This window comes from Photobacterium damselae (assembly GCF_003026815.1).
Classification (GTDB): Bacteria; Pseudomonadota; Gammaproteobacteria; order Enterobacterales; family Vibrionaceae; genus Photobacterium; species Photobacterium damselae.
This window is the reverse complement of sequence record NZ_PYOG01000004.1, coordinates 14,585-28,113: the sequence shown is the minus strand read 5'-3', so window position 1 is coordinate 28,113 and position 13,529 is coordinate 14,585. Positions and strand designations below refer to the sequence as shown.

The following is a 13,529-nucleotide window of genomic DNA, read 5'->3' as shown; positions in this document are numbered from 1 at the left end:
CTTGTTTAGCCAAAAATTAAAAAACTTTAATTTTACTCTGATACAGAAATTGAATGTATATTCACTTTAGCGTTGTTAATGATAACTAAAATGAATATGTATTGCAGAGTTATACAGCAGATTTAAAGGTACCCGAAGATGGATGAAAATAAGCAAAAAGCTCTAGCAGCCGCGCTAGGTCAAATCGAGAAACAGTTCGGTAAAGGCTCAATTATGAAGTTGGGTGATAACCGTGCGATGGATGTTGAAACAATTTCGACTGGTTCTCTTTCTTTAGATATTGCCTTAGGCGCAGGCGGCCTACCAATGGGTCGTATCGTTGAAATCTTTGGCCCCGAATCATCAGGTAAAACTACGCTAACTCTTGAAGTTATTGCATCTGCGCAGAAAGAAGGAAAAACTTGTGCGTTTATTGATGCTGAACATGCTCTTGATCCTATTTATGCTCAAAAGCTAGGTGTTGATATTGATCAGTTACTTGTCTCTCAACCTGACACTGGTGAACAAGCATTGGAGATCTGTGATGCTTTAGCTCGTTCAGGTGCTGTCGATGTTATTGTTGTCGATTCAGTTGCAGCGTTGACTCCTAAAGCAGAGATTGAAGGTGAAATGGGCGATTCACACATGGGTCTTCAGGCTCGCCTTCTGAGTCAAAGCATGCGTAAAATGACTGGTAATTTGAAGGCTAGTAACTGTATGTGTATCTTCATCAACCAGATCCGTATGAAGATCGGTGTGATGTTTGGTAACCCAGAAACCACTACTGGTGGTAATGCGCTAAAATTTTATGCTTCTGTCCGCCTTGATATCCGTCGTACTGGCTCAATCAAAGAAGGTGACGAAGTTGTCGGCAACGAAACTCGCATTAAAGTTGTTAAGAACAAAATTGCTGCACCATTTAAACAAGCAGATACGCAAATCTTATACGGTCAAGGATTTAACCGTAACGGTGAACTAATTGATTTAGGTGTTAAGCATAAGCTAGTTGAAAAAGCAGGTGCTTGGTACAGTTACCAAGGTGATAAAATTGGTCAAGGTAAGGCAAACTCTTGTAAATACCTTGTAGAAAATCCAGCAGTTGCCGCTGAAATTGAAAAGAAATTACGTGATTTGTTACTGACTCCGGTTACAGAGGAAGAGCAAGTTGATGCAAAAAGTACTGGTATTGAAGAAGACGAAGCATTCTAAATTACTTTGACTTTACTATAAAAGAACCAATCTTCGGATTGGTTTTTTTATTTGCGCAGCGAAGTAGGCAAGCTTGTCAGCTTGAGGTGTCTATAATTACTGAATATCAAAAGTATTGAGTAGATTATCTTCATACAAAGTTGCATCTACATAAGGTATAAAATTAGTGCTCTGCACTACTTTGGAACAATAGCGACTTTGGTGCCAATAGTAAGGTTAAGTTTTACACCTTGTCTCCATAGTTATCAGATAGTGTATGAGCCAGACTGAATTATTAAATCGTTTAATAATTTAAACTAATTATTTTGTATCAAAGGCTTATATCTGTAAAAGTTGTCACTATTTAAGATTGCATGCGTATGGGGTTGATGATCATCGCTACTAGTGGCACTAAACATCGAATCTGGACAAGAACACTTTAATCTCGGATTAGTTATTCTTTTCATCAAATCGTAGTGAATTGTAGTGAATTTTTACTGGTTCTAGTGTAGGTAATTGATATTAAATATTTTTTGTTTTTCTAAACCGTTATTTGGTTTAATTAGCCATTATCTCTGTTAGTTGAAATTCATTGTTTACACCATATCTCGCTTTGGGACAAAAGCGAGATAGTGGATCTTTAATCACTTGTAGCTATATCAAACAAGTATTTGTAATGCTCATCGAAATCGTCGCTATGGCTAACACCTAGAATGCATGCCATCCGTGCAATATTGACGCCCTGCTCAATCGTGATGCCACCTTCAACTAAATGACTTTCAATGTATTGGTATACGTGTTCGCTTACATCAGAATTCAGCATTTTATCTGCAAATTCAATCATTTTGAGAGTGGTGTTTTGACTCATCTCCGGCAAAACTCCTAAATTGACTCTAAAACCAAATCATTCTCAATGAAGATTCGATAACGATTCTTTCGTATATTGGCGTACTTGATTTTTGAATCTTGACCAGTCAACTTGATGATACTTTCTAATAGCTTTCGGTCATGGTCGGACATCTTAGAGCCAATAATCACTTCTCGAAGAGTATTTAAGTGATTGTACTTTAGTTCGCCATCCCCAGTTTTAATGAATCGATATTCCTTTTCATTTGCATAGCTGTCAGGTTTGTTCATATATGCTGAGGTGACTAGTCTTCCAAAGTTGTCATGTTTGAAGTTTTTTCCCGGAACTTCCTCTAGTCCCGATTCTTCAGTAATTAGGTTATCGCCGATGAGAATGTTCGAAATAGGCTGATAGCCTATATAATCATGGACTAAAGTCTCATCGTTGAATTCTTCAACAAGTCTCTGCTTATCAAAAACCATACAGAAGCCTCTCAGCCCATCTGCATAATAAGACCAATGGAACAAGGAGTCGGATAGCTCGTATGGACGTCCCATATCGACAGCCATAGATAGAGCTGCGATGTTTTTGAAATGTTCTAAGTCGGGACAGTATTTATCGTCCCGATTTGGGAGCTCTAATTCAAAGAGCGACTCTGTAGGGTCGTTCAAGTTTGCAGGTTTCGCAAAATAAAGGCATGTATTCAGCAGGTTTGCTACTGAGTATTTGTCAACTCTTTGAAATTTATATAAATACAAATTGGAACCCTCACGTCTCACAACTCTCTGAAATCCTTAGTGCATCTTCAATCTCGACACCAAGGTATTCAATCGTGCTTTCAAGCTTAGCATGACCAAGAAGTAACTGAATAGCGCGTAAGTTCTTGGTTTTGGCGTAGATCAAAGAAGCTTTTGTTCGGCGTAGAGAATGTGTGCCATATTGGGTTTTATCTAACCCAATATCGGTCACCCAACGATTCACCAGTGTGGAGTAGTAATGGTACGAAATCGGCTGTCCTTCACGGCGAGGACTGGGGAAAAGGAAGTCTGTTGGTGCCAATGCATTTTGAATGATCCATTGTGACAGCGTTTGTTGAGTTTTTGGTGTGATTTCAAAATGAACTTCTTGCTGAGTTTTCTGTTGTTTAACAATGGTTCGTGACATCACGCAACCACTACGACTAACGTCTTGAACTTTTAAGTTTCGTAAATCACAAGATCTTAATTTACTGTCGATCGCCAAGTTAAATAACGCTAACTCAAACAAGCGTTCTTCAAGCTCTAAGCGAATTCGGATGCGCCAAATATCCTCCAATTTAAACGCTTTCTTTTGCCCAACTCTTTTACCTTTATTCCAAGCACTCATAATGTGCTCCTTATGTCATAAATTCACTATTAAGTAAGGCAGATATCAGTGAAAATGACTGAATAACTGGTAGAATATGCGCAATTTTTCTAGTTCAAGATAACTCGACATGAAACAAGCAGAACAACAATTCTTAAAAGAGCTTGAAGGTAAGCTGTGGAATGCAGCAGACAAACTACGCTCAACGTTAGATGCTGCGCAATACAAGCACGCGGTACTTGGCTTAATCTTCGTTAAATACGTTTCTGATGCCTTCAAATTGCGTCAGGAAGAAATCAAAGCCGATCTTGCAAACCCAGAGCACGAATACTACTTAGACCCTACTGACTTCTCAGAAGAAGAGTTAGCGGAAGAGATTGCCATTGAGCTTGAGCAACGTGACTTCTACACCGAGAAGAACGTATTCTGGCTACCTACCGAATCTCGCTGGCAGTTCTTGCAAGACAACGGCCCTCGTGTGATTGGTGGTGCTGATCTTGAGATTGATGGTAAAGTGAAGAAAATCACTTCTGTTGGTCACTTAATTGATAATGCATTAGAAGGTATTGAGCGTGATAACCCGAAACTGAAAGGTGTGCTTAATAAGTCTTATGCTGCATTAAAAATAGATCAGGCAAAATTGAACGAGCTAATCAACTTGATTGCTACCATTCCGTTTGATCACGCATCACTGAATAGTAAAGACATCTTAGGTCACGTATACGAATATATGCTTGGTCAGTTTGCATTGGCTGAGGGTAAAAAAGGTGGTCAGTTCTATACGCCCGCATCCATTGTATCGCTAATCGTTGAGATGATTGAACCTTTTGAAGGTCGAGTGTATGACCCTGCAATGGGTTCTGGTGGTTTCTTTGTTCAATCAGACAAGTTCATTGAGCGCAGAGCGAATCAAAAAGAAATTGACCCGCTAACGCAGAAGCAGAAGATCTCTATCTACGGTCAGGAATACAACCACACCACATGGCAGCTAGCGGCGATGAACATGGCGATCCGTGGTTTGGATTACGACTTTGGTAAAGAGCCAGCCAGTACCTACACTAACGTTCAGCATCCTGATCTACGAGCTGACTTTATCATGGCAAACCCACCATTCAACATGAAAGAGTGGAATACGGGTGTTGATGATAACGATCCACGTTTCAAATATGGTCAACCGCCAGCAGGTAACGCCAACTTTGCGTGGGTGCAGCATATGCTTCATCACCTATCTGCTGATGGCTCTCAAGCGCTTTTATTAGCTAACGGTTCTATGAGTTCAACCACTAACACTGAAGGTACTATTCGTCAGGCATTAATCGAGAATGATTTGATTGAATGTATGGTTGCACTTCCGGGGCAACTGTTACCAACACCCAGATCCCAGCGTGTATTTGGTTCCTAACTAAAAACAAAACAGCTCGTACTGATAAAGCAGGCCGCAAGCTGCGTGATCGCAAAGGTGAAGTGCTGTTTATTGATGCACGCAACCTTGGCTACATGAAAGACCGTGTTCTACGTGACTTTACTCGTGATGATATCGAGAAAGTGGCTGATCTTTACCATGCATGGAAAACAGGCGCAGAAGTCAATGGCATCGCTTATGAAGATCAAGCGGGCTTTTGCAAATCAGCAACGATAGAAGAAATCACTAAGCATGATTTTGTGCTTACTCCGGGGCGTTACGTTGGCGCAACTGAAGAGCTGGATGACGGTATTCCATTTGGTGAGAAAATGGCAACGCTAACCGCTAAGTTGGGTGAGCAGTTTGTAGAATCGGCAAACCTAGAAACAAAAATCAAGGCTAACTTAATGGAGTTAGGCTATGAAATTTAAGTCCTATTCTTTCAAAGAATTGCTTTCCAATATAGTTGATAATAGAGGTAAAACGTGTCCGGTAGGAGATGCGGGGTTACCATTGATAGCCACAAACTGTATCAAAGAGCACAGTCTATATCCGGTATATGAGAAAGTAAGGTACGTTTCAGATGAGACATACACTAATTGGTTTAGAGGACACCCTCAACCCGGGGATATGATATTTGTTTGCAAAGGTTCTCCGGGGCGTGTTAATTGGGTTCCCGATCCTGTTAATTTTTGTATCGCTCAAGATATGGTTGCGATAAGAGCGGATACAACAAAGGTTTATCCAAAGTATCTTTTTGCTCTACTTCGCTCTCAAGCATCACAGCAAAAAATATTAAATATGCATGTTGGCTCCTTAATACCACACTTTAAAAAAGGTGACTTCGGTAATTTGTATTTTGAACTTCCAGAAGATTTGGAGTACCAAAAAAAAGTTGGCGATGCATATTTCGATTTTTGTTTGAAAATCGAGTCAAACAATCAACTTAACCAAACACTTGAACAAATGGCACAAGCCATCTTTAAGTCATGGTTTGTTGATTTCGATCCAGTAAAAGCCAAGATGAATGGTGAGCAACCCGTGGGTATGGATGCTGACACTGCCTTGCTATTCCCAGAAAAGCTCGTTGAGTCTGAATTAGGTTTGATACCTGAAGGGTGGGAAGTAGGCTCTTTATCATCCATTGTAGATGTCATAATGGGTCAGTCACCTAAAGGGACTACATACAATGATCAAGGTGAGGGAACGCCTCTAGTTAATGGTCCTGTTGAGTTTGGTGTTTATCATCCTGTTGCTCAAAAATGGACAACGGCCCCAACTAAGTTGTCAAAGAACAAGGATCTCATTGTATGTGTTCGCGGCTCAACCACTGGTCGCTATGTAGTTAGTGATGGCGAATATTGTCTGGGGCGTGGTGTGTGTTCTATCCGTTCAGATGACTCGCCTGCTTTTGCTAACTACTTGTTCAAAAGTCATCTAAATAATCTCTTAAACCTTACAACTGGATCTACATTCCCTAGTTGGAGTGGACCTACGCTAAAGAACTTCAAAGTGGTTGTTCCACCCCAAAGCATCATTGGGAAATTTGAGACAATAGTCGGTAACTTGTGCTCGATGATGGCTCAAAATACTGGTGAAAACGAATCCCTTTCATTGCTAAGAGATACGCTACTCCCTAAATTGCTTTCGGGCGAAATCGACTTAGCTCCTCAGGGGAATCAATAGATGAATAAGCCGTTGCATGATAGCCGTCATATTATTGAGAAAGTTGAGCAATATTTAGATACAAAGCTTCAAGAAAATGCTGAGTTTAACGAAGAGTTGAATTTAAGTGCTTCAGTTGCTATATCAACTGAAGGCCCAAAAATTAATATTACGAGCTTGTCTGATTCAGATACTAAGTTCCAGTTCGATGTCAGTGATATTCTTTACTGGGTTGAGCGTGATACCTATTTTGATGAACTTGCCAAATGGAATGGCGTTAAACTTGAAGAAAAGCATAATGGTGCATTGGATTTTTTGAAGAAATCTGAACAGCTTCCAATATTTCTGGACTTTGTCGATGCAATCAAACGTCAACGAATCGCCCCTTTTATTGGAGCTGGCGTATCGTTGCCAGCAGGCTACCCATCATGGGGAAAAGCTTTGGAACGCCTTGCTAGACAAATGGGCGGGGATATTCCTGCGCAAATAAAAGATGATTTAGATAATTATCGTTACCTTGCGGTAGCAGAAACACTTTATTTACACAATGAGCATTTGTTTAAAAATTTCGTTCAAACGGAATTTCGCCTTAAAGCCGCTCAAGAAGATGACAGACCTGTTTTCCCACCAGTAATTGACCTATTGCCTCTACTAACGAAATCGTGTGTAGTAACCACTAATTTTGATCGTCTTATTGAGAAAAAGTTTGAATTAGTAAGCGGGAAGCCTCTAAGTGGCTATATGTATGGTAAACAAGAACAAAATGGTTTTGTTAGTCAGCTACTTAAAGGTGAACAATGTCTAATGAAGCTACATGGTGATGCAGATCAGGCGCAGTCTTATGTGTTTACTGAGTCACAATACAAAGACGCATACGGTGATACAGATATTGATTTTACGAAACAATTACCCAGATCTCTTCGACAAATATATATCAGTTATTCTTTGATATTTATTGGATGCTCATTGGAACAAGATCGAACGTTAGAATTGTTTAAATCTGTGATGGATCAAGGCCACTTTGAAATACCTTGGCATTATGCTCTTCTGGCGGATAGTGACTCAGCAAGTAAAGCAGAAAAAATGGGGCGATTATTAAGTATGAATATCAAACCAATCTGGTATGAGGTCGAGGATAATAACCATTCTATGCTTGTAGATTTGTTGCTGCTTGCAATTGATGTGGCCAATAAAAAATTTAGTTTGGGGAATACTAGATGATTACAGAAGAGCAACTTGAGCAACAGTGTATTAATTGGTTCATCAACCAAGGCTACCTCTATAAAAATGGTTACGACATCGCCTCTGATGGTGATACACCAGAGCGTGAGGATTACCATCAAGTCATATTAAAGCAACGCTTACTTGCTCGCTTAGAAATCCTCAATCCAGATTTACCGTCTGATTGCCTCAGTGTGATTGTAAATACTGTCAGTACGCCAGACACGCCTGTACTGATTAAAAGCAATCGAGCTTTCCATAAGTACCTTATTGAAGGTGTGCCTGTTGAATACAGTGTGTTTGAGGATGGTGAAACCAAAACCAAGCATACTCACGCTCGATTAATGGATTTTAACGAACCTGATAACAATGAATTTTTGGTGGTTAATCAATTCACCATTACAGGTAAAAAAGGCAATCGCCGCCCTGATATTGTTGTGTTTATTAACGGTCTACCAATCTCTGTTATTGAGTTGAAAAACCCAGCCGATGAACATGCTGATATTTGGGATGCATTTAATCAGCTTCAAACCTACAAAGATGAAATTTCAGATCTGTTTGTTTTCAATGAAGCATTGATTGTCAGTGATGGTTGGACAGCTCGCGTTGGCTCATTAACGGCGAATAAAGAGCGATTCTTGCCTTGGAAAACCGTCAGCACCGAGGAGGATAGACCGTTATTGGAATTTCAATTAGAGACGATGGTTCGTGGTTTTTTCAAGCAAGATCTACTGCTAGATTACATTCGTTACTTTGTGCTATTTGAAACCGACAACGATAAAATCATCAAGAAAATTGCTGGCTATCATCAGTTCCACGCAGTGAGAGCTGCTGTCGAAGCGACGGTTCGCGCTGCTAACACGTCGGGCAACTTCCTAGAGAGCGCTATCCCTGCACTAAAAAAGATTAAACAAGGCAGCGGTAAAGCTGGTGTAGTTTGGCATACACAAGGCAGTGGCAAAAGTATCTCGATGGTTTGTTATGCCAGTAAGCTATTGCAACAACCCGCAATGAATAATCCAACGATTGTTGTGGTCACCGACCGAAATGATTTAGATGGTCAGCTTTATAATACCTTTGGTATGGCGAACGAGACACTAAAACAAATTCCGCAGCAAGCTAATGATCGTGATGAACTTCGAGAGCTGTTATTAAACCGTCAATCTGGCGGTATCATTTTCACCACTATCCAGAAGTTTGCGTTACTGGAAAATGAAATTGAGCATCCTGTTTTATCTGAACGTGCCAATATTGTGGTGGTTTCAGATGAGGCGCACCGTAGTCAATATGGTAATAAATCCAAGTTAGTCTCAGTAAAAGATGCTGATGGAAATATCATTGGATCTAAGTATGTATTTGGGTATTCGAAATACATGCGTGATGCGTTGCCAAATGCGTCTTTCATTGGCTTTACTGGTACGCCTATTGCGATGGATGACAAAGATACTCGTGGTGTATTTGGTGAATATGTCTCTGTCTACGATATTCAAGATGCTGTCGATGATGGTGCCACGGTTCCAATCTATTACGAATCACGCTTAGCAAAACTGGATATCAACCAAGCTGAAATTGAAAGTCTTAATGATCAAATTGATGATGAGATCAGTGAGGAAGATGAAACAGAAACACGTGAAAAAATTAAGTCACAATGGGCAACATTAGAAAAGCTCGTTGGTGCTGAGCCTCGTCTAAAACAAGTGGCTCAAGATTTAGTGACTCACTTTACCACTCGTACTGAAACGTTCCCCGGTAAAGCGATGATTGTCGCAATGAGTCGTGAAATATGTGTCGATTTATATAATGCAATTATTGCGATCAAACCTGAGTGGCATAGTGATGATCCGAATCAGGGAGCTATTAAGATTGTGATGACTGGATCTGCTTCTGATAAAGAAAAAATGCAGCCTCATATTTACGATAAGAAAACAAAGAAACTGTTCGAAAAGCGCTATAAAGACACTAATGATGAACTGAAGTTAGTCATTGTACGTGATATGTGGCTAACAGGCTTTGATGCGCCTTGCTGTCATACTATGTATATCGACAAGCCAATGAAGGGACATAACTTAATGCAGGCTATTGCCCGTGTTAACCGTGTATTTAAGGATAAACCCGGTGGCTTAGTTGTCGATTATATTGGTATCGCAAGCGAGTTGAAAAACGCCCTGAAAACTTACACAAATAGCCAAGGTAAAGGGCAGCCAACAGTTGATACTGCTGAAGCTTTCTCTGTATTGATGGAGAAGATAGATATTGTTCGTGGGATGTTTGCCACACCTGTTGATGGTGCAGTGTTTAACTACCGACCTGAGTTTGAAACTAATGCTCTGCGCTTACTACCGGGAGCGGTAAACCATTTATCAGGTTTATCTTATACCAATAGTAATGGAAAAGAAGAACGCGATGGTAAACGACGATTCCTTGATGTGATGGCGGCGATGACGAAAGCCTACTCACTGTGTAACACCATGGATGAAACTCAAGGCTATAAGAACGAGATTGCCTTTTACTCTGCGATTAAAACGGCGTTTGTTAAACACTCTACGGTGGATAAAAAACGCAGTGATGAACAACGTAACAGTGTATTAAAGCAAATTTTAGATAATGCCATTATTGCTGAAGGTGTGGATGACATCTTTTCTATGGTGGGTTTAGACAAACCGAATATCGGATTACTGTCTGATGAGTTCTTAGAAGATGTAAAGAACTTAAAAGAGAAAAACCTCGCAGTAGAGCTGCTTGAAAAGCTTTTGCGTGATGAGGTTAAAGCTCGTATGAAGAATGATGTGGTTCAGGAGAAGAAATACTCTGATCGCATTATGACGACACTGCAAAAGTACCATAACCGTAGCATTGAAACCGCTCAGGTTATTGAAGAGCTGATCAAATGGGCAAAAGAGATGGCTGCTGATGCCGAAATGGCAGCAGGTTTAAATCTTTCACCTGATGAAATCGCTTTCTATCGAGCATTGGTACTGAATGAAGCATCGGTACGTGAGCTTGGTGATAACAATCTTCGACAATTAGCCATTGAACTAACACTTCAGCTACGTAAATCTGCAACAGTAGATTGGCAAAAACGAGAGAGCGTTCGTGCCCGAATGCGTAACCTTGTTCGCCGTTTGTTACGTCGCTGGAAGTATCCGCCAGACAAAGCTGATGAAGCCATTAAACTTGTTCTTGAACAAGCCGAAGTTCTGGCTGACGGTTGGTATAAGTAAGGTTTTAGTACAAAGGCAAGGTTGATACCTTGCCTTTATTATTACTTAATTCACTATTTTTTGATTTGAATATTGCTTTGTTTATGGATGCGCTTAGGTATTGTACCTTTGGCTAAACAAGGCACCGTGAATGCTTCGTTGATATTACCTGCTGATGGTAGTGGCAGCTTGTTGCCATCAGCATCCCTTTTAAATTGAGCGACTCGCTTCACACTGACTTTATTGCCAGTGACGGGGATGTTTAGGTGAAGATTCCAACCTTTAAAAATTGCAGAGAGCTTACACAACAGTGCATAGGATGTTGATTCACGTACCAATGATTGCAAATAATTACGAACTTGATACTCAATATCTTCTTCTGAATTTAACCCTAAACCAGATATCACCCTTGTGAGGTAAACCTCGGGTGTAATTGGTAAGCAATCAAACTCAAGCTCTTTTAAGTTTTGTGTTATCAAATAATGCGCAAATGCGTATATTGGCTCTGATATTTGGCTTTCTAGTTTGTGTCGCTTAACAATGGTTGACGCAAAATCTACTGAGAGCGCTAGCTCCTCGTGTTCTTCAACATAGCTGAGAATTTCAGCAGGTTGAAAAGAGGTGCCTTGAGTTCCTCTAAAATTGAACTTATTCTTTGTCATATCAAAGGCTTTTGCCAACATTGCTACGCGAGATAAGATTGGGGCGCTGACTTTTACCCCTGACATCTCTAAAACCTGCGCTCTAGAGCGCGTGTTGCCAACATCTATATGAGCAAAAGATAAATCATCAGTTACACCATATGTAACGGTTGATATAAATCCGACACCAGCTTCTAGGCAGGCTTGTAAGCGGTGATGTCCGTTTAGAATTTCCCCATCATCAGATATGATTATTGGCTCGCCAGTTAAGCACCACTTTCCTGCTTTCATTGCCTCAGCATATTTGTTTACTTTAGTTCTGTTTAGTTTCCTATTCTTGTTATTTTTATTCACCGCACCACGTTGAGAAAATTGCAACATATCCCTTGCTAATTGAGGTGAAATGAAAATTTCAATGTGTTTAAGACTGGTTCTAACCGATTTGATTCCAGCGTAATACTTAGATTTAGATTTGAAAATATCATAAACCCTTTGAGATGTAAGGATTTCACTAAACTTATCTACAATCACCTTAGAGCTTGCTAAATAGCTAGAGTTTTCTTTGTTTTCGTATTTGTTTACCAAACTACTACTAATAGAGTTTGCTAGGGAATTGTCTCCAATTTCATCTAATTGATTGTGTTCACTGTTATCGTTCATCTGTATTACCCAAGCGATCTGTGTTAGTGGTCGAATTATTGATTCGAGAGGAAGTTTTTTATTACTATAATTGATCAGACATAATGTCTGATCAAGTTATTTGTTTTCGTTAAACTGTCTTTAGAATTCTTAAAAGATGTGAGACAAAGGTTGTCTGAGTTAAATTTAACGGGCTGCTTGATTTCTAGTTCAGATAAAACAGTAAAAAGTTTAGTAACTTACTTGCCAGCAATAGAGCTTGAAAATTATTTTTATATTAATCGTATACCTCCTCAGTTAGAGGTGTTTTTTGATGCCGCAAAAAATAAAACCAACCTGAAAAGAGTGAGTGATATTCAAGCGGATTTGGAAAAAGAACTGTCCCAAAAGATGATTGGTACACCAATTTCACTCACCGTAGTGCTAGATGGAAAACCGACTCTCTCTTTGACTGATGGTGCAGCAAAGGTCTCCTACGATCGAGATTCTAGCTTCATCGTGGGAGAGATTTTGATTTTGACTGCGGTACTAAAATCTCTAGGTATCAAAACGCCTCTTTTTTCATCTAGATTAAGTGCTTCGGAAATAAAGAAAAAAAGTGCATTTCGTCAGATATTATCCGTTCAAAGTGTTGTATTGACGGTTATTTTTGATGATGAAAGCGGCATCGATGAAGAGCAAGTTAAAGAGTTATTCTTTAAATTTAATCGGCAACATTCAGGCATGCATCTCAGCCAATTCTCGCAAACGAACGACGCATTTCCTTTGAGGCCTTATGTATTGAAGCTCGCTGTTGAGTTGAGTTTGGATAGTTTTGGGGGGGTATCCGACAAGTCCAAACATGTAAAAATGTCAGAAAGCTATCTAACGACAGAGTACATCTTGTTTAAGTTCTTAGTGGGAGCTGTCGCTGGTGCGCATGTTCAAGAGATTTGCAAGATGTCAGATGAAGTGACGACTTCGTCTGGTAAGACAGTCTCAGAATGTCTTTCTAATGGCAACTTTGACTACATAAAAGCATTCTTGAGTTCGTGGCTTACTCCCTTAGAGCAAGGTGGTAAGGTTGAGCGTGCTGGTTTTCGTTTATCGGCGCAAATATGGCAAGCACTGGCTTTAGTCATACACCGACTAATTTCTGATGGTGCCAGCGTTCAAGAAGTTAGCCATGCAGGGTTAATTTTGGGGCAGCTTGATTATTGTAAAAAAGCTAGTCATTGGGGTGACTGTGAAGTAATGGCTCTAGATTCAAATGGTCGTCTGTATAAAAACGCCGCCAATTCAACTCGTGAGTTTAGAAATGGATTGGCAGACTATTTTTATAGAGTTGTAAGTAAGTGAATTTTGGTTCATCCATTTCGAATGAGAATGTGTGAGTTGTTTAATGGCGTAGGATACATCATTTA

9 protein-coding genes and 1 pseudogene are annotated in these 13,529 nt (G+C 39.9%); 6 read left to right on the top strand and 4 right to left on the bottom strand.

Annotated features, from left to right (window positions below):
• Window positions 1-138: 138 nt before the first annotated feature.
• Complete coding sequence (gene recA / locus CTN07_RS05635; RefSeq protein ID WP_036763257.1) at window positions 139-1,188, top strand: recombinase RecA; 1,050 nt, start codon at window positions 139-141, stop codon at window positions 1,186-1,188.
• Between the two features lie 619 nt (window positions 1,189-1,807).
• Here recA and CTN07_RS05630 read toward each other — a convergent pair.
• Genes CTN07_RS05630 through CTN07_RS05620 form a run of 3 tightly spaced genes read right to left on the bottom strand, consistent with a single transcriptional unit; the run spans window position 1,808 to window position 3,379 of the window.
• On the bottom strand, window positions 1,808-2,035 hold the full coding sequence (locus CTN07_RS05630) for a hypothetical protein (RefSeq protein ID WP_036763259.1): 228 nt from the start codon (window positions 2,033-2,035) through the stop codon (window positions 1,808-1,810).
• 14 nt (window positions 2,036-2,049) lie between these two features.
• Complete coding sequence (locus tag CTN07_RS05625; protein WP_005297788.1) at window positions 2,050-2,793, bottom strand: DUF2971 domain-containing protein; 744 nt, start codon at window positions 2,791-2,793, stop codon at window positions 2,050-2,052.
• The gene (locus CTN07_RS05620; protein WP_005297790.1) at window positions 2,783-3,379 is read right to left on the bottom strand and encodes a tyrosine-type recombinase/integrase; all 597 of its coding nucleotides are present in this window, start codon (window positions 3,377-3,379) and stop codon (window positions 2,783-2,785) included. Before CTN07_RS05620 ends, CTN07_RS05625 begins: the two co-directional genes overlap by 11 nt.
• Window positions 3,380-3,488: 109 nt before the next feature.
• Between CTN07_RS05620 and CTN07_RS05615 the strand changes: the two are divergent.
• The 4 genes and pseudogenes from CTN07_RS05615 (at window position 3,489) to CTN07_RS05600 (ending at window position 10,867) form a co-directional block, all read left to right on the top strand.
• Window positions 3,489-5,191 (top strand): annotated as a pseudogene (locus tag CTN07_RS05615) (type I restriction-modification system subunit M).
• Window positions 5,181-6,446: a restriction endonuclease subunit S gene (locus CTN07_RS05610; RefSeq protein WP_005297792.1), complete on the top strand. Its 1,266-nt coding sequence runs from the start codon at window positions 5,181-5,183 to the stop codon at window positions 6,444-6,446. Before CTN07_RS05615 ends, CTN07_RS05610 begins: the two are co-directional and overlap by 11 nt.
• Window positions 6,447-7,646 (top strand): SIR2 family protein, encoded by a 1,200-nt coding sequence (locus CTN07_RS05605; protein ID WP_005297794.1) that lies wholly within the window; start codon window positions 6,447-6,449, stop codon window positions 7,644-7,646.
• Entirely contained in the window at window positions 7,643-10,867 is a 3,225-nt protein-coding gene (locus tag CTN07_RS05600) for a type I restriction endonuclease subunit R (protein ID WP_005297803.1), read from the top strand. Before CTN07_RS05605 ends, CTN07_RS05600 begins: the two co-directional genes overlap by 4 nt.
• 53 nt (window positions 10,868-10,920) lie before the next feature.
• Here CTN07_RS05600 and CTN07_RS05595 read toward each other — a convergent pair whose 3' ends face one another.
• A complete protein-coding gene (locus tag CTN07_RS05595) occupies window positions 10,921-12,147 on the bottom strand; it encodes a ParB N-terminal domain-containing protein (protein WP_005297805.1) in 1,227 nt (408 codons plus the stop codon).
• 150 nt (window positions 12,148-12,297) lie between these two features.
• On the opposite strand from CTN07_RS05595, the gene CTN07_RS05590 reads away from it, so the two are divergent.
• Window positions 12,298-13,464 (top strand): hypothetical protein, encoded by a 1,167-nt coding sequence (locus tag CTN07_RS05590; protein ID WP_005297807.1) that lies wholly within the window; start codon window positions 12,298-12,300, stop codon window positions 13,462-13,464.
• Window positions 13,465-13,529 lie beyond the last annotated feature (65 nt).

What these genes read in the sequence shown, in the direction of transcription:
- recA (WP_036763257.1), top strand. Translation starts at nt 139, where the DNA reads ATGGATGAAAATAAGCAAAAAGCTCTAGCAGCCGCGCTAGGTCAAATC.
- CTN07_RS05630 (WP_036763259.1), bottom strand. Translation starts at nt 2,035, where the DNA reads ATGAGTCAAAACACCACTCTCAAAATGATTGAATTTGCAGATAAAATG.
- CTN07_RS05620 (WP_005297790.1), bottom strand. Translation starts at nt 3,379, where the DNA reads ATGAGTGCTTGGAATAAAGGTAAAAGAGTTGGGCAAAAGAAAGCGTTT.
- CTN07_RS05610 (WP_005297792.1), top strand. Translation starts at nt 5,181, where the DNA reads ATGAAATTTAAGTCCTATTCTTTCAAAGAATTGCTTTCCAATATAGTT.
- CTN07_RS05605 (WP_005297794.1), top strand. Translation starts at nt 6,447, where the DNA reads ATGAATAAGCCGTTGCATGATAGCCGTCATATTATTGAGAAAGTTGAG.
- CTN07_RS05600 (WP_005297803.1), top strand. Translation starts at nt 7,643, where the DNA reads ATGATTACAGAAGAGCAACTTGAGCAACAGTGTATTAATTGGTTCATC.
- CTN07_RS05595 (WP_005297805.1), bottom strand. Translation starts at nt 12,147, where the DNA reads ATGAACGATAACAGTGAACACAATCAATTAGATGAAATTGGAGACAAT.